We start from the raw sequence: 16,321 nt of genomic DNA on the forward strand, positions 1-16,321 counted from the left end.
GAGGCGCTCCAAGAGGCCCTGCCGCCGCTCGTGGAGCTGTGCCAGGCTGTCCGGAGGGCAATCGACTTCGCCGAAGCGATCAAGATGAGTATCCGCATGATTGATTCAAAATGATCCGGCGGCGCCCGCGTGGGCGCCGTCCCTTGAGGGGCCGCGAGGCCCCGGCGCCGGGATCGGATCTCCCGGCGTTCGGCGCGTCGGCGATGATCACCACTCCTTCGCTGCTACGAAGCTGCTGGCGCGCCACCAACCTCACAGGAGAAACCGATGAAATACTGCACCCGCGCCCATGTCTGGCTGCGCAGAAACCTCGTGCGCATTGCGATTGTCATGCTGCTGATCGTCCACGGTGCTCTGCTGATCTGGCCAGGCCAGTAGGTCAGGCGGGGTGCACGCTTCCTGGCCCACCGAGATGGGCGGGAGGTCCTCGCTTCCGACGATACACCGGCGCGGGCCCAAGAAAACGTGGAGCAAAAAGTGGAGCAAATTGAGAGGCATTTTCAGGCACATTGCGCTGAAATCTCTTGTTTCTATGGGCGTATGCGCATCGCATCAGGCCCAAAGTGGCGGAGAGACAGGGATTCGAACCCTGGGAGGGCTTGCACCCTCAACGGTTTTCGAGACCGCCCCGTTCGACCACTCCGGCACCTCTCCGCGAAGGGTCACGGGATGCCTCGTAATGGGCTAGCCGGGGCCGCGCAACCGTTTTCTTGGTATCGGAGACGGTTTTGACGGCACGCTCTCGAGGGGCATTGGCAGGCTTCCGAAAGCGGCGCGGGGGCGATGGCCCGGGCCACCCTTGGCAGCGGGCGCCAAGACTTCTAGATTGGCCCGGCGCTGCATCTGGGCCGCGCGGAACGGGAAGCTCGACCATGCGCCTACGATTTGCCCTCATCGCCGTTGCTGCGGGCCTGTTGCCTTTGAGCTCCATGCAGGGCGCCGTTGCGGCGCAGGAGGCAGGGCAGCAGGACCCCGCCGCCGCTCCCATGGCCTCCGAAACGCAGTCCGCAACCCCAAAGGATGACTCGGCCTCCATCGATGCGCTTTTCGACGCGCTTGGCCTTGGACAAGTGATCGAGACGATGCGCGCCGAAGGGCTCGATTACGGTGCGGATCTCAAGGCGGACCTTCTCGCGGGACAGAATGCCGCCGGCTGGGAGGAGACGGTCTCGCAGATCCATGATGCGGCCGTCCTGGACAGGCTGGTGCGATCCGAACTGGCAGAAAGGCTCGCGGGAGTCGATACGGCACCGCTCGTCGCCTTCTTCGAAAGCCCGCTCGGCCAGCGCATCGTCGCGCTCGAGATCGAGGCGCGGGTGGCGATGGCGATGGAGGGCGCCGAGGAAGCGGCCCGCACGCGTTACGCGCAGATGCTGAAGGATGGCGGGCCGCGCACCGACGCGCTCGCCGAGCTGATCGAGATCGGCGACCTGGTCGAATGGAATGTGATGGGGGCGATGAACTCGAACTATGCCTTCTATACCGGGCTCCTGGACGGGCAGGGGGACATGGCCTCCCCGGATATCAACGAGGAGCAGATCCTCACCGATGTCTGGGGCCAGGAGGAGGAAATCCGCACCGATACCGCCGAATGGATCGGGGCCTATCTCGCGCTCGCCTATGAGCCGCTGAGTGACGAGCAGATCGCGCAATACGCCGAATTCTCGCGCGGCGCCCCCGCGCAAGCATTGAACCGGGCGCTCTTCGGTGCCTTCGACGTGATGTATGCGCAGATCTCACGCGCCCTGGGCTTCGCCGCGGCGACCTACATGCGCGGCGAGGATATCTGAGGCGCCCCCATGAAGACCCTGCTGACCTTCCTGCCGCATATGGCGGCGTTCGATGCATGCTTTCCGCTGGTCGAACGGCTGGCGCATCGAGGGCGCATTCGCTGCGAGACGGTGGTCGGCCCGCGGATCCGGCAGACCGAGCCGCGGGTGGCCGACCTTCTGGAGCGGGCTGATATCGGCGCCGAGCAGGTCTCTCTTGCCGCGCTCGAGGTCTTCTCGCTGGGACGGATCATGCGGGCCGACGCGATCCTGACCCATTCGGACCCGATCGCCTATGGCAAGAAGACACGGTTGCGCGACGTCTATACGCGCGGGACGGGGCGCCGGGTTGCGATGGTGCAGCATGGCATGTTCCAGGGCGGCTTGAACTACACGCTCGGCGGGCGGCGCTGGCGGTATCATTCGGAGTTGCTGCTGCTGTGGCGCGATCTCGATGCGCGCCAGAGGGCGGAGATATTCGACGGACCGGTGCCGAGGATCGTGGAAACGGGCCTGATCAAGACCAACCGGCTACCCCTGCGCGCGCCCGATGCCGATCTCGCCGCGCGGATCGCGGCGGCCCGGCAAGTCGTCCTCATCGCCCATAACTACGGGCATGAAGAAGCCAATTACGACACGCGCGCCCGCGACCGGGCCTTCGCGACCTGGGCCCGGGTCTTCGATGCACGGCCCGATACGCTCTTCATCCTGCGCGGTCATCGCGGACGGCGCCATGCCGAGGTAGGCCCCGCGGTTGCCAAGCTCATCTCCGGGCGCGCGAACGTGCTCCTGTCGGACCGTCACGAGGGCGCCTTGCGCTTTTCGACGATCAACGACGTTCTGGCCTTCAGCGACCGGGTCCTCACCCATCCCTCCACGGTGGTGCTCGATGCGCTCGGGGCAGGCGTTCCGGTGGGGGTTCTGGACAATAACCGCGCCGAGCTTGAACCGCTTGCCCAGATCACCGATGGGGCCGCCTTCGAGGCCTTTCTCGACGCAGAGGATCCGCTGGGGCCGGCCGCGCCGCTCCTTGCCGCCTACGGCGATATCGAGCGCAATCTCGACCGTGCCGCCGAAGCGCTCGAGACGTGGATCGCGCAAGGCTGACTCCGCGCGCGAGGCCCGCGCGCAAGGGTTGACAGGACGCCCGATCGCATCGATAAGCCCGCATTCCCGTCCGGCATGTGGCCGGCGGGTGCTTGCAATGTCGCCCGCATGGGCGCGCTGTCCCAGGCCGGTCGGGCATCACGCCGCCACAATCCGCGCATCGCGCATGCCGGAGCCGAAGGACGCGGTGAAAAAGGAAGACGCATATGTTCGCGGTCCTCAAGACCGGTGGAAAGCAGTATCGGGTGCAGAGCGGAGATGTTCTGCGTGTCGAGAAACTCGCTGCCGAAGCCGGTGAAAAAGTTCAGTTCAACGACATTCTCATGATCGGCGGTACCGTCGGCGTTCCCCTCGTCGAGGGCGCCGGTGTCCAGGCCGAGGTGATCGAGCAGATCAAGGGCGAGAAGGTCATCCATTTCGTCAAGCGTCGCCGTAAGCACGGCTCGCAGCGCACCAAGGGCCACCGCCAGCAGCTGACGCTTCTGCGCGTGACCGACCTGCTCGAGAGCGGTGCTGGCGACAGCGGCGTGAAGGCAGCGGTCGGCACCGGCGGCACAGGGCGCAGCGGTGCCCGTGGCGGGCGCTATGCGATGAACGCCACGCAGCAGGCCGAGATGAAGCAGCGCGTCGCCACCGGCGGTGCCGGCGAGAAGGCGGCCGAAGCCGATGACATGAAGAAGCTCAAGGGTGTCGGCCCGAAAATGGCCGAGACGATGATCGCGCAAGGCGTGACGACCTTTGCGCAGATCGCGGGCTGGTCCGATGCAGATGTCGCCGAGTGGGACGAGAAGCTCGGCACCAAAGGTAAGATCGAGAAGGACGATTGGGTCGCTCAGGCCAAATCGCTCTCTGGCGAGTAAGGAGTAAGACCAAATGGCACATAAAAAAGCAGGCGGTTCCTCCCGCAACGGCCGCGACTCCGCGGGCCGGCGCCTCGGCGTCAAGAAGTTCGGCGGCGAAGCCGTTATCCCGGGCAACATCATCGTGCGTCAGCGCGGCACCAAGTGGTGGCCGGGCGAGGGCGTCGGTCTTGGCCGCGACCATACCATCTTCGCGACCGCCGAGGGCAACGTGACCTTCCGCAAGGGCCTTAAAGGCCGGACCTTCATCTCGGTCGTGGCGCAGGCGGAAGCGGCGGAGTAATCCACGCGATCCTCGGATCGGGCGGTTGCGCCGCGCGCGGCAACGCCCATCTGGGCAAGATCCGGGGGATCGGGGTGTACCCGATCCCCCTTTATTGATTTTGGCGTGCGGTCGGAATGACCTAAGCTCAGATTTCCGGTGGCACGGACGCGGTTCGGCCCCCGACAGGTGGATCCCTTGCCGCCAGAGTGGCAAGGTGCGCGCCAAGAGCTTTGTCCTGTTTTGGGAAACGGGGCGAAGATCGGCCGGGTGAGGGAGCGCCCCGGCAACGTGATCGAGGAGGAAAGCGACATGAACATCACCGTGCTGGACACCCAGCCCACCATCAGGTCCGGACGCTTTACCCTGCGTCCGCCGCGTATCTCGGATGCCGGCCTGATGCGGATGTATACCAGCGACGAGCGCGTGGCGCGGGCCACCGCCTCGATCCCCCATCCACTGCCGCCCGGTGCGACGGAGGCCTTCATCGAGCGGGCAATGACGCCCGGTCATACGGAGGATTGCTGGGTCATCGACGGCAGCGCCACCGAGATGGGCGAGGTCGTCGGCGTGATTTCCCTCAAGCGGATGGACCGCCTGCAATCGGAGATTGGCTACTGGGTCGCGCCGTCGAGCTGGAACACCGGGGTGGCCTCCGAGACGGTCAAGGCGCTGATCTCGGCCAATCCACAAGGGTGCTGCACCATCTTCGCCTCGGTCTTCCAGGACAATCCGGCCTCGGCGCGGGTCCTGACCAATGCGGGGTTCAACTATATCGGCGATGCGGAGACCTATTCCGTCTCCCGCGGCGCGACGGTGCCGACATGGACCTATTCTCTCAAGCTCGACTGAAGTTGAAGCTGACGCGGCCCGGCGGGGCGCCGGTCCTGACCAGCGCCCGGCTGCGGCTGCGTCCCGTCCACGAGGGCGACCTGCCGCATATCCTGCCGGGCCTTGGCAATTACGACGTGGCACGCTGGCTCGGCGAGGTGAGCTATCCCTATACCGAGGAAGCCGCGCGCCAGTTCATCGCGCAAGCCGCCTCGGCGCCCGGCCGCGTCTGGACGATCGAGCACGAGGGCGCGGCGATCGGCGGTATCGCGTTGCAGCCGGAGCTGGGCTACTGGATCGCGAGGCATGCCTGGGGACAGGGGTTCGCCACCGAGGCGGTGGAAGCGGTGATCGACGCGCATTTCTCCCGTCCCGCGGCTGGCACGCTGCACGCCGCGCTCTACCAGAGCAATGCGCGTTCGGCGGCGGTGCTGCGCAAGGCGGGCTTTCGTGCGGATGGCGGCGGCCTTGTCGCGGCCGCCCCGCTCGGCCAGCAGGTTCCCGCACAGCGCCTCACTCTCGAGCGGGGCACCTGGCGCGCCCTGCGCCGCTACAGGCTGGAGACGCCGCGCCTGCGCCTGCGCGAGCTGCGGCCCGGCGATTGGCGCGCGGTGCAGCGGATCGGCTCCGATCCCCGCGTGGCCCCGATGACGATGTCCACGGCGATGCCTTGGCTGCGCGCGGATGTGGAGCGCTGGATCGCTCTGTCGCGCTATCGTGGCCGGCCCGGCTTCCGGGCCGCGATCGTGCTTCCGGGCGGGCGCCTCGGGGGCGTGGCCGGCCTTGGCGGCGCGCCGCTGTCCTGCGCCTTCTTCATCGATCCCGCGCTTTGGGGACGCGGCTACGCGACCGAGGCGCTCTCGGCTTTCCTCGCCGATTGTGCCCGCCGCTTCGGCATCGACCGGGTGGAGGCGGATCACTATGCCGACAATCCCGCTTCGGGCGCCGTGCTGCGCAAGCTGGGCTTCCGGCAGATCGGCACGGGGACGGGTCATTCGCCCGCGCGGCTTGAGCCGGCACCCATACTGCTCTATCGCCTGAGCCCGATGAGTCAGAGAGGCAGCACATGAAATTCCTCGATCTCGCCAAGGTCAATGTTCGTTCCGGATCGGGCGGCAGCGGTTGCGCGTCGTTCCGCCGGGAGAAATATATCGAATATGGCGGTCCGGACGGCGGTGATGGCGGCAATGGCGGCGATGTGGTGATCGAGGCAGTGGACGGTCTCAATACCCTTATCGACTTCCGCTACCAGCAACATTTCTTCGCCAAGAACGGCCAGCCCGGCATGGGCAAGCAACGCACGGGCCGCGACGGTGACGACATCGTCCTGAAAGTGCCGGTCGGCACGGAAGTACTCGACGAGGACGAGGAGACGGTCTTGGCCGATCTTGCCGAGCTGGGCCAGCGCCTGGTGATCGCCAAGGGCGGCAATGGCGGATGGGGGAACCTGCATTTCAAGAGCTCGACCAACCAGGCGCCCCGTCGTTCGAATGGCGGGCAGCCCGGTGTCGAGCGCGTGCTGTGGCTTCGGCTCAAGCTCATCGCGGATGCAGGATTGCTGGGATTGCCGAATGCCGGCAAGTCGACCTTCCTCGCGGCGACCTCGAATGCCCGTCCCAAGATCGCCGATTATCCCTTCACCACGCTGCATCCCAACCTCGGGGTGGTCGGGGTCGACAAGGCCGAATTCGTCGTGGCCGACATCCCCGGGCTGATCGCCGGCGCTCATGAGGGGCGGGGGATCGGCGACAAGTTCCTCGGCCATGTCGAACGCTGCGCCGTGCTGCTGCATCTCGTGGACGGCACCTCCGAGGACGTGGCGGGTGATTACGAGACGATCATCGAGGAGCTCGAGGCCTATGGCGTCGTTCTTGCCGAGAAGCCGCGCGTGACCGCCCTCAACAAGATCGACGCGCTCGACGACGAGGAACGCGCCGAGGCCCGCGCCGCGCTCGAGGCGGTGGCCGGACCGGTGATGATGATGTCCGGCGTCAGCCGCGAGGGCCTGACGGAAGTCCTGCGCGCCGTGCGGGCCGAGATCACCGATGACCGGGTGCGCCAGAAGATCGCGGAGGCCGGCGGCGAGGATGCGGAGGACGCGCCTTGGACGCCCTGAACGGCGCGCGGCGCCTGGTCGTCAAGATCGGCTCCGCGCTTCTCGTTGACCGCGAGAGCGGCGATCTTCGCGCAGGCTGGCTCGCGGCCTTGGCGCAGGATGTCGCGCGCATCAAGGCGCGCGGCACGGATGTGGTGCTCGTCTCCTCGGGCTCGATCGCGCTGGGGCGCGGCGTGCTCGGCCTCGAGCAGGGCTCCTTGCCGCTGGAACAGGCGCAGGCCGCCGCTGCCGTGGGGCAGATCCGTCTTGCGCGCGCCTATGAGGAGATGCTGGCACCCCATGGCCTGATCGCGGCGCAGGTGCTCGTCACGCTCGAGGACAGCGAGGACCGGCGCCGCTATCTCAACACTCGCGCCACCCTCGCGCAGCTGCTCGGCCTCGGCGCCATTCCGATCGTCAACGAGAACGACACCGTGGCCACCGACGAGATCCGCTACGGCGACAATGACCGCCTCGCCGCGCAGATCGCCGTGACCGTCGGTGCCGATTGCCTCGTGCTGCTCTCCGATGTCGACGGGTTCTACAGCGCCAACCCGCAGATCGACCCGCAGGCGCGCCGCTACGATGTCATCGACCGGATCACCCCGGAGATCGAGGCGATGGCCGGTGATGCCGGATCGGGCCTGTCTAAGGGCGGAATGAAAACCAAGCTGATGGCCGCGCGGACCGCGACGGGCGCGGGATGCGCCATGGCGATCACCCAAGGCGCGCCCGAGCATGCCCTGTCGCTCCTCGAGGCCGGGGCGCCCTGCACCTGGTTCACCGCCGAGACGGATCCGCAAACGGCGCGCAAGGCCTGGATCGCCGCGATGAAGCCGCGCGGCACGATCAGCATCGACGCAGGCGCCGAGGCGGCGCTCTCGGCCGGGCGCTCGCTGCTGCCCGCCGGGGTCCGGGCCGTCTCCGGCCGCTTCGGCCGCGGGGATCCGGTCAGCGTGGCGGGGCCGCAGGGCGGCGTGATCGCGATCGGCCTGACGCGCTATACCTCACAGGAAGCCGAGGCGATCCGGGGGCGCCACTCCTCGGAGATCGAGCCCACATTGGGGTATCCGGGACGGGCCGCCCTGATCCACCGCGATGACCTCGCGATCTGAACAGGCCCGGGACAACAGCGCCGCGATGCGCATGAGACGAGAGTGATCCGATGACCGCAGAAACCGATATCCACCAGATGATGCAGAAGATCGGGCGCGATGCGCGCAGTGCCGCACAAGCCCTGTCCTGCGCGAGTGCGGAGCGGCGCAGCCATGCGCTCGAGGTGGCGGCGCGAACCTTGTGGGAGCGCCGCGCGGAGATCGTGGAGGCCAACGAGCGCGACATGGCGCTCGCCCGTGAAAAGGGGCTTGCCGCGGCGATGCTCGACCGGCTGATGCTCGACGAGACGCGCATTGCCGCGATGCGCGACGGGGTTCTCGCGATCGCGCGGCAAGCGGATCCGGTGGGGCAGGTGATGGCCGAATGGGATCGCCCCTCGGGCATCCATATTCGCCGCGTACGCACGCCCTTGGGTGTAATCGGGGTGATCTATGAGAGCCGCCCGAACGTGACCGCCGATGCCGGGGCGTTGTGCCTTCGGGCGGGCAATGCCGTCATCCTGCGCGGCGGCTCCGAGAGTTTCGAGAGTTCCGGCGTCATCGCCGACTGCCTTGCCGCTGGCCTTGCCGCGGCCGATCTGCCGCAGGCATCGATCCAGAGGGTGCCGACCCGCGAGCGCGCCGCCGTGGGCGAGATGCTGTCGATGACCGGCATGATCGACGTGATCGTGCCGCGCGGCGGCAAGAGCCTCGTCGCGCTGGTCGAGCGCGAGGCGCGCGTTCCCGTCTTTGCCCACCTCGAGGGGATCGTTCATGTCTATCTCGACAGGGAAGCCGATCCCGAGAAGGCGCTGCGCGTGGTGCTCAACGCCAAGACGCGGCGGACGGGTATCTGCGGGGCGGCCGAATGCCTGCTCATCCACGAGGATATCGTCGACACGGTGGGGCAGGGCGTGATGCGCGCGCTGCTCGATGCCGGCGTCGAACTGCGCGTCGACGAATCGCTCCGCAAGATCGAAGGCACGCAGCCGGCGCAGGAGGATGACTGGGGCCGCGAATATCTCGATGCCAAGATGGCGGTGCGCAGCGTGTCCGGCCTCGACGCGGCGATCGCGCATGTCCGGCGCTACGGATCGCAGCATACTGACTGCATCATCACCGAGGACCAGGCGGCGGCCGACCGTTTCGGCGCCGAGCTCGACAGCGCGATCGTGATGCACAATGCCTCGACGCAATTCGCAGACGGGGCGGAGTTCGGCATGGGCGCCGAGATCGGGATCGCCACCGGCAAGATGCATGCCCGCGGGCCGGTGGGGGCCGAGCAGTTGACCAGCTTCAAATATCTCGTCTCCGGCGACGGGGCGATCCGCAGCTAGGCGCGGCGTCTAGATGCTGAACTCGAGGCGCAGCTGACGCCGGTGCAGGGTGATCGGTCTGCCGAGGGCGCGCGCGGCTTCGCGCGCGAGGGGGAAATGCACCTCTGCCGCGGCGACCTCCGCCGGGGGCGGGGAAACCTTGAGTTGCTCCCAGAGCGCGTCGATCTCGCGCATCCTGGCGCCCGCGGCGACGATGCGCCAGCCGCCGCCGCGCGGGGCGACATCGACGGTCCCACCCCAAGGCAGGGCCGTCTCGCAGCATTGCAGAATAAGGAAGATGAGCCGCGCCTCGTCGCGCGCGATGTCGTCCTCGGCATGGAGGGTGATCGCAAGCTTTCGGGGCCGGCCGACGGCATCGAGGATTGACTTGATCTCGTTGCAGCCCAGCTGCTGTCCGGGGGAGGCGGCCCCGTAGGCGATGCGGAAATACCTGATGCGCCCATTGGCACTTTCGACACTCTCGCTGATCATGGCCAGTTCGGGCGTGCCCTCGAGCCCGGTCATGCTGAGCAATTCGACGCCATTGCCGATCGCCCCGAGAGGGCTGGTCAGGTCGTGGCAGATGCGCGATCCCAGGAGCGCGGTCAGATCCTGGCTCACGCGGCACCTCCAAGATGAAGGGTTCCACCCATGAACGACATGACAGCGCTGCTCGAGCCGGGGATGATCGTCAGCCACCCGCAGCGCCCCGATTGGGGCCCCGGCCAGGTCCAGTCCAACATAGGGGGGACGGTCACGGTGATGTTCCGCGAGGAGGGGAAGGTTGTGATAGACGGATCACGGGTCAATCTGGTCATCATTAACGAATCCTGAACCCAAGGCGAGCTGCCTTCCACCCCTAGCATGATCTTGGTTAATTTTCTGTTTATACTTGGCCCGGTTCCGCCGTTTCCCAGCTGCGTTGTTGCCAAGAGCGGCGCTGCGCCCTAATCACGGGGCCGGCGCCGTCCTCCCGCGCCGCTGACCCGTGGAAGCCCATGTCCAGGATCGAACCTCGTTTCTCGCTTCGCCTCGCCAGTTGCGAGGATGACCTTCTACGCGCGCAGCGCCTGCGCTACGAGGTTTTCGTGGCGGAACTTGGCGGCGACGGGCCGATGGTGGACCATTCCCAGCGCCGTGAGACGGACGCCTTCGATCCCTTCTACGATCACCTGCTGCTCTGCGACGACGCGCGGCCCGAGGAGGAGCGCGTCATCGGCGCCTACAGGTTGCTCAGATCGGACAGCGCGGCCGCGGTCGGCGGCTTCTACGGCGCGGCCGAATACGACCTCGCGCCCCTCATGCGCAGCGGCCGCAAGCTGCTCGAGCTGGGCCGCTCCTGCCTGCATCCCGATTACCGCGGCGGCAGCGCGATGCATCACCTGTGGAGCGGGCTTGCCGATTACGTGCGGCGCCACGAGATCGAGGTTCTCTTCGGCGTGGCCTCCTTCCATGGCACCCGGATCGCCGCGCTCGCCCAGCCGCTCTCCTTCCTCCATCACCGCTACCTGGCACCAGAGGAGATCCGTCCCGTCTCGCGCAGATTCGAGCCGATGGACCTCGTCGCCGATGACGCCATCGACAGGCTCGCCGCGATCAGGGGCATACCCTCGCTCATCAAGGCCTATCTGCGCCTTGGCGGACATGTGGGCCACGGCGCCTATCTCGATACGGCCTTCAACACGACCGATGTCTGCCTGGTGCTCGACACGGCGCGCATGAACCCCAAGCTCGCGACCCTCTATGGCCGGGGGGTGGTTTGAGCTTTACCTGGTACTCGGAGGAGATGCCGGACGAGCCGGCGATCGGGATCGCGGGCCATGCGCGGGCGGTGCGGCGCGGCCTGCCGCTCGCGCTGCTGGTCACGGCGGCGCTGTCCGCGCTTCTGGCGGCGCGCCTTGCCGAACGTGTCGCCCTGCGCGGCGCGCGCCGCCTGACACCGCGCATCGCGAAATGGTCGTGCCGGGGCGCGCTGTGGCTTCTGGGCATCGGCCATGGCCGTGAGGGGCGCCCGGCCGGTCCGCCGGCCGCGCTCGTCGCAAATCACAGCTCGTGGCTCGACATATTCGCGATCAACGCCGCCGATCCGGTCTTCTTCGTCTCCAAGGCCGAAGTGGCGTCCTGGCCGGGGATCGGGCCGCTCGCCCGCGCGGCCGGAACCCTCTTCATCCAGCGCGACAGGCGCCAGTCGCAAAAACAGCGCGACGCCATGATCGAACGGATGCGCCGGGGCGATCGTTTGCTCTTCTTCCCGGAGGGAACATCGACGGATGGGCGGCGCGTGCTGCCCTTTCGCACGACGCTCTTCTCGGCCTTCTTCGCACCGGAACTGCCGGACGGCTTCAAGGTGCAGCCCGTGACCGTGCGGTTCACCGCGCCGCCCGGCGCCGACCCGCGGTTCTACGCCTGGTGGGGCAGCATGGGGTTTGGCCAGCATCTTCTGAAGGTGCTCGCCGCTCCCGGGCAGGGGCGCGTCGACGTGATCTATCACGAACCGCATGCGCCCGCCGATTTCGCCGATCGCAAGGCGCTGGCCGCCGGGGCCGAGGGGATCGTGCGCAGCGGCCTCGACGCCGAGCCTAGCTGATCGGCGCACAAAGCGCGCGCAGCGCCTCGAGCGGGGCATCGCGGTTCCAGATCTCGTCGCCGATGCCGAAGAAATCGGTGAAGGGCGCGAGCCGCTCGATCGTGGCAAGGTCCAGCGCGCCTTCGGCAACCACCGGCACCTCGATCATCTCCGACCACCATTCGAAAAGTTCGGCCTCGGCCTGCGCGCCGGTGCCAAGCCCGCTCGTCCCCGCAGGACCGAAGCAGACGTAATCGGCCCCCGCCTCGCCGGCATTCATCCCGTCATGGCGGGACGTGCCGCAATGGGTTCCGAGGATCGCATCCGCCCCCAGCTCCTCGCGCAGCTTGCGCAGGTTGTGCTTGCCGCCCGAGACATGCACCCCGTCGAGGCCGAGCCGCTCGGCGAGCTGCACATGCTCGGCCATCACGAGCGCCACGTCGCGCGCATGGGCCACCTCGCGCAGCGCATCGCCCGCCCGCGCCATCGCATCCTCGTCCGATCCCGCCAGCGCGAGCCTGACGCAGGCGACGGGCACGCTGTCGAGGATGGCGGCGAGCTGATCGGGGAAGCTCTCGAGCGACAGGGTCGGAGGGGTGATGAGATAGAGTTGCGGTTGTGCGGTCTCGGCCATGATCGTGCTCCTGTCATGCGTGCGGGCGCTATATCGCAGCGCGCCTGGCTTGACCATCACGATGCGGTCCGGCGGCCCTCCCTTGCCCCGACCGCGGGCGCGGGGCTCGGGCGGCCATTGCGCGGCTCAGAGGGGCGCGCATCCGCTGCGGTGCTTGCCCTTCGGGGCGCCGCCGCCTATCACCGCCGCCGACCCACGGCCTGTCACCTGGCCGCGCCGCTGCCCGGAGCCCCCGTTCATGACACAGCCCGCCTTCGTCCTCGTCCGCCCGCAGATGGGCGAGAATATCGGGGCCGCCGCCCGCGCCATGTGGAATTTCGGTCTGAACGAGATGCGGGTGATCGCGCCGCGCGACGGATGGCCGAACCCGCGTGCCGCCGCCCTGGCCAGCGGCGCGGGCCGGCTTCTGGACAGTGCCACCCTGCATGGCGACGTGGCGGATGCGGTGCAGGACGCCCATTACGTCTTTGCCACGACCGCACGGCCGCGCGGCATGATCAAGCCGGTCTTCACCCCGGAGGCCGCGATGCGCAAGGCGCGCGCGCTGACGGGGGAGGGACGCAAGGTGGCGGTTCTTTTCGGGCCCGAGCGCGCAGGGCTCGAGAATGACGACATCACGCGGGCCAATGGCATCATCACCGTCCCGGTGAACCCCGAATTTCCCTCGCTCAACCTTGCGCAATGTGTCCTGCTGATGGGGTATGAGTGGCAGCGCGAGGTGACGGAGCGCGCCGGCGAGACGCTGGAGATGGCCGGGACGGAGCCTGCGACGGTGCTCGACGTCGAGACCCTGGCCGAGCATTACGAGCGGCGCCTCGAGCAGGCCGGTTTCTTCTTTCCCGAGGAGAAGGCACCGCATATGCGGCGCGTGCTGCGCAACCTGTGGTCGCGGATGCCCCTGATGCGCGCCGATGTGCAGCTTCTGCACGGGGTGCTGCGTCAATTGGTTCGGGGCCGCGGCGGGCCCGAGTGACTTGAAGGCGGCGAGGGCCATGTCTACTGTCCAAGCGCCAGCCGGGAAAGGACCGTCATGAGCACCAAGCGTTCGATCTTCGAGGATGTGGGCCGGGAGAACGGCAGGGCCGCACCGGCACCCGTGGGCGCGATCGCCGCCAAGTCGCGCGGCGCGCGGCGGGGTATCCGCATCTGGCTCTGGGTGCTCTTCGCCATGGTCGTCGTGATGATCGCCGTGGGCGGATTGACGCGCCTGACCGATAGCGGGCTGTCGATCACCGAGTGGAAACCGGTGACGGGCGTCCTGCCACCGCTTTCGGTGGCGGATTGGCAGACGGCCTTCGACAAGTATCGCGAGATCCCCGAATACCAGCTGCAGAACAAGGGAATGAGTCTGTCGCAATTCCAGTTCATCTATTGGTGGGAATGGGGTCACAGGCAGCTCGGCCGGGTGATCGGCCTTGTCTGGGCGATCGGTTTCGCCGGTTTCGCACTGGCGCGCCGCATCCCCGCGGGCTGGACCGGCAGGCTGCTTCTGCTCGGCGGGCTCGGCGGCCTGCAAGGCGCGATCGGATGGTGGATGGTGTCTTCCGGGCTCGAGGGCGAGCGGCTCGATGTGGCCTCCTACCGTCTTGCGACCCATCTGGGCCTGGCCTTCGTGATCCTGGGGCTGATCGCCTGGTATGCGCTGTCGCTGTCGCGGCCCGAGGCGGGCCTGATGCAGGCGCGGCGCTGGCGCGAGCACCGGCTGCGGCAGCTCGGCATCGGCCTCGCGGCGCTGACCTTCGTGCAGATCCTGCTGGGCGCGCTCGTGGCCGGCATCGACGCGGGGCGCAACTATGTCGACTGGCCCTTGATGGGCGGCGGTTTCTGGCCGCCCTTTCCCTTCGAGATGACGCCCCTGTGGCGCAACTTCTTCGAGAATGACGCCCTCGTGCAGTTCATGCACCGGATGAGCGGTTATCTCCTGCTGATTGCCGGGGTCGGTATCTGGTGGCGCGCGCGCCGCTCGGCCAATGCCGCGACGCGCGGTGCCTTCGCCGCGATGCTGGCGATGATGCTGTTGCAGATGGTGATCGGCATCGCGACGGTTCTGCATGGCGCGCCCTGGCATATCGCGATCCTGCATCAGCTGGGCGCGGTCGTGCTCTGGGTGCTGGTCCTGCGGGCCGTGCACCGGGCATCCTACCCCTTGGCGCAATCCGTGCGCGGTACGGCGGGAGCAGTCCGATGAACCGATCGCGCACCGCGGCGACACCTGCGCCGGGTAGTGACGGCGCTGCGGCCTTCGCGGCCCTGATGGCCCATCAGCGGAGCAGTGAGGCGCTCGGGCAGATCGCCGGACGCCTCGGCTGGGACCAGGAGACGGTGATGCCGCGCGGCGCGTCCGAGCAGCGCTCGGTGGAAACGGCGGCGCTGGAGGAGGTGCTCCACGCCCGGCGCAGTGATCCGCGTGTCGGTGAATGGCTCGCGCGGGCGGAAGCGCCCGATGCGGCCGGCGCGGCCAACCTGCGCGAGATCGCGCGCCAGCACGAGCGGGCCGCCCGAGTTCCCGCAGCGCTTGCCTCCGAACTGGCCCGGGTCATCAGCCTTGCGCAGGGCAAATGGGCCGCCGCCCGTGCTGCCGAGGATACGGGCGCCTTCCTGCCGGTCCTGTCCGAGGTCGTCGCGCTGCGACGCGAGGAGGCCGCCGCGATCGCGCGGGGGGGCGATCTCTACGACACCCTGCTTCAGGATTACGAGCCGGGCACGAGCGCGGCGGCGATCGAGACGCTTTTCGCCGAACTGCGTCCGGGCTTGCGCGCGCTGCGCGACCGCGCGCTCGGTGCCGGCAAGGCGCCGCCCGTCCTGAAGGGCCGTTTCGCGCCCGAGCAGCAGCGCGCCCTGGCGCAATTGATCGCCGAGCGGTTCGGCTATGACATGGCGCGCGGCCGGATCGATATCGCCGTGCATCCCTTCTCGTCGGGCTCGGGCGACGATGTGCGGATCACCACCCGCGTCGATCCGCAGGACCCGTTCAACTGCATCTATTCGACGGTGCACGAAGTGGGGCACGCGGCCTACGAGCAGAATGTGAGCCCCGCCTACGCGCTCAGCGCGATCGGCCACGGGGCCTCGATGGGCGTGCATGAGAGCCAGAGCCGCCTTTACGAGAACCAGCTCGCCCGCTCGCGCCCTTTCACCGCCTGGCTCCACGCCGAGATGAGCCGCCGGTTCGGTGATCTGGGGATGGACGAGGCGGAATTCTACGGCGCGGTCAACCGGCTGCAACGCGGCTTCATCCGCACCGAGGCTGACGAGGTGCAATACAACTTGCATGTCATGCTCCGCTTCGAGCTGGAGCGATCGCTGATCGACGGCAGCCTCGCGGTGGGTGATCTGGAAGAGGCCTGGTGCGTGCGGTTCCACGAGGATTTCGGTCATGCCGTGGACCGTCCCTCGAACGGTATGCTGCAGGATGTCCACTGGTCCGTGGGGCTCTTCGGCTATTTCCCGACATACACGCTCGGCAACGTCTATGCGGGCTGCCTGAACGCCGCGCTCAGGCGCGACTTGCCGGAACTCGACACGGCCCTCGCGCAGGGCGATCCGTCCCCTGCGACGGCATGGCTGGGCGAGAAGGTGCAGCGGCACGGTGCCTTGCGCGGCCCGGCCGAGACGATCGCCCATGCGACCGGCAGCGCCCCCACGGCGGCGCCGCTGCTTTCCTATCTCGACGACAAGTTCTCGGGGATCTACGGGCTCTGATCGGCCCGCCTCGCCGCTTGCGGGGCGCGGCTTTTCCAAAGCTCGGGGCGGCGGCGCTGGCAGCAGGCGCGCCGCCCCCCGAGTC

17 protein-coding genes and 1 tRNA gene are annotated in these 16,321 nt (G+C 67.9%); 15 read left to right on the forward strand and 3 right to left on the reverse strand.

Going from position 1 to position 16,321, the window contains the following annotated elements:
- Nucleotides 1-564: 564 nt before the first annotated feature.
- Nucleotides 565-654: transfer RNA gene (locus tag PMES_RS12040), tRNA-Ser, on the reverse strand.
- A 218-nt stretch (nt 655-872) separates the two neighbouring features.
- Between PMES_RS12040 and PMES_RS12045 the strand changes: the two genes are divergently transcribed.
- From PMES_RS12045 to PMES_RS12085, 9 genes are all read left to right on the forward strand, one after another.
- On the forward strand, nt 873-1,790 hold the full coding sequence (locus PMES_RS12045) for a DUF2059 domain-containing protein (protein ID WP_159965974.1): 918 nt from the start codon (nt 873-875) through the stop codon (nt 1,788-1,790).
- A gap of 9 nt (nt 1,791-1,799) precedes the next feature.
- Nucleotides 1,800-2,876 carry a hypothetical protein gene (locus tag PMES_RS12050; RefSeq protein ID WP_159965975.1) on the forward strand — a complete coding sequence of 359 codons (1,077 nt, stop codon included), beginning with the start codon at nt 1,800-1,802 and terminating at the stop codon, nt 2,874-2,876.
- Nucleotides 2,877-3,082: 206 nt separating this feature from the next.
- Nucleotides 3,083-3,736: a 50S ribosomal protein L21 gene (locus PMES_RS12055; protein ID WP_159965976.1), complete on the forward strand. Its 654-nt coding sequence runs from the start codon at nt 3,083-3,085 to the stop codon at nt 3,734-3,736.
- A gap of 13 nt (nt 3,737-3,749) precedes the next feature.
- Entirely contained in the window at nt 3,750-4,019 is a 270-nt protein-coding gene (gene rpmA, locus PMES_RS12060; RefSeq protein WP_159965977.1) for a 50S ribosomal protein L27, read from the forward strand.
- Nucleotides 4,020-4,310: 291 nt separating this feature from the next.
- Nucleotides 4,311-4,850 carry a GNAT family N-acetyltransferase gene (locus PMES_RS12065; protein WP_159966032.1) on the forward strand — a complete coding sequence of 180 codons (540 nt, stop codon included), beginning with the start codon at nt 4,311-4,313 and terminating at the stop codon, nt 4,848-4,850.
- Nucleotides 4,823-5,899, forward strand: a complete 1,077-nt coding sequence (locus tag PMES_RS12070) for a GNAT family N-acetyltransferase (RefSeq protein WP_159965978.1) — start codon at nt 4,823-4,825, stop codon at nt 5,897-5,899. The genes PMES_RS12065 and PMES_RS12070 overlap by 28 nt, the downstream gene beginning before the upstream one ends.
- Nucleotides 5,896-6,945, forward strand: a complete 1,050-nt coding sequence (gene obgE / locus PMES_RS12075; protein ID WP_159965979.1) for a GTPase ObgE — start codon at nt 5,896-5,898, stop codon at nt 6,943-6,945. The genes PMES_RS12070 and obgE overlap by 4 nt, the downstream gene beginning before the upstream one ends.
- On the forward strand, nt 6,933-8,039 hold the full coding sequence (gene proB / locus PMES_RS12080) for a glutamate 5-kinase (protein WP_159965980.1): 1,107 nt from the start codon (nt 6,933-6,935) through the stop codon (nt 8,037-8,039). Before obgE ends, proB begins: the two co-directional genes overlap by 13 nt.
- 50 nt (nt 8,040-8,089) lie before the next feature.
- Nucleotides 8,090-9,355, forward strand: coding sequence for a glutamate-5-semialdehyde dehydrogenase (locus PMES_RS12085; protein ID WP_159965981.1), 1,266 nt, complete (start codon nt 8,090-8,092; stop codon nt 9,353-9,355).
- A 9-nt stretch (nt 9,356-9,364) separates the two neighbouring features.
- On the opposite strand, the gene PMES_RS12090 is transcribed toward PMES_RS12085, so the two are convergent.
- Nucleotides 9,365-9,955: a histidine phosphotransferase family protein gene (locus PMES_RS12090; RefSeq protein WP_159965982.1), complete on the reverse strand. Its 591-nt coding sequence runs from the start codon at nt 9,953-9,955 to the stop codon at nt 9,365-9,367.
- A gap of 30 nt (nt 9,956-9,985) precedes the next feature.
- Between PMES_RS12090 and PMES_RS12095 the strand changes: the two genes are divergently transcribed.
- The 3 genes from PMES_RS12095 (at nt 9,986) to olsA (ending at nt 11,921) form a co-directional block, all read left to right on the forward strand.
- Nucleotides 9,986-10,168: a DUF3553 domain-containing protein gene (locus PMES_RS12095; protein ID WP_159965983.1), complete on the forward strand. Its 183-nt coding sequence runs from the start codon at nt 9,986-9,988 to the stop codon at nt 10,166-10,168.
- A gap of 164 nt (nt 10,169-10,332) precedes the next feature.
- Nucleotides 10,333-11,097, forward strand: a complete 765-nt coding sequence (gene olsB, locus PMES_RS12100) for an L-ornithine N(alpha)-acyltransferase (RefSeq protein WP_159965984.1) — start codon at nt 10,333-10,335, stop codon at nt 11,095-11,097.
- Nucleotides 11,094-11,921 (forward strand): lyso-ornithine lipid O-acyltransferase, encoded by an 828-nt coding sequence (gene olsA, locus PMES_RS12105; RefSeq protein WP_201289001.1) that lies wholly within the window; start codon nt 11,094-11,096, stop codon nt 11,919-11,921. Before olsB ends, olsA begins: the two co-directional genes overlap by 4 nt.
- Here the strand turns inward: olsA and PMES_RS12110 are convergent.
- Nucleotides 11,914-12,534: a thiamine phosphate synthase gene (locus tag PMES_RS12110; RefSeq protein ID WP_159965985.1), complete on the reverse strand. Its 621-nt coding sequence runs from the start codon at nt 12,532-12,534 to the stop codon at nt 11,914-11,916. The genes olsA and PMES_RS12110 overlap by 8 nt on opposite strands.
- A 238-nt stretch (nt 12,535-12,772) precedes the next feature.
- On the opposite strand from PMES_RS12110, the gene PMES_RS12115 reads away from it, so the two are divergent.
- The 3 genes from PMES_RS12115 to PMES_RS12125 are packed head-to-tail and all read left to right on the forward strand — an operon-like array spanning nt 12,773 to nt 16,236.
- Nucleotides 12,773-13,507: an RNA methyltransferase gene (locus PMES_RS12115; protein ID WP_159965986.1), complete on the forward strand. Its 735-nt coding sequence runs from the start codon at nt 12,773-12,775 to the stop codon at nt 13,505-13,507.
- A gap of 57 nt (nt 13,508-13,564) precedes the next feature.
- A complete protein-coding gene (ctaA, locus tag PMES_RS12120) occupies nt 13,565-14,722 on the forward strand; it encodes a heme A synthase (RefSeq protein WP_159965987.1) in 1,158 nt (385 codons plus the stop codon).
- Nucleotides 14,719-16,236, forward strand: coding sequence for a carboxypeptidase M32 (locus PMES_RS12125; protein WP_159965988.1), 1,518 nt, complete (start codon nt 14,719-14,721; stop codon nt 16,234-16,236). The genes ctaA and PMES_RS12125 overlap by 4 nt, the downstream gene beginning before the upstream one ends.
- The last annotated feature ends 85 nt before the right edge of the window (nt 16,237-16,321 follow it).

Origin of the sequence: Profundibacterium mesophilum KAUST100406-0324 (assembly GCF_009835145.1) — a bacterium.
GTDB lineage: Bacteria > Pseudomonadota > Alphaproteobacteria > Rhodobacterales > Rhodobacteraceae > Profundibacterium > Profundibacterium mesophilum.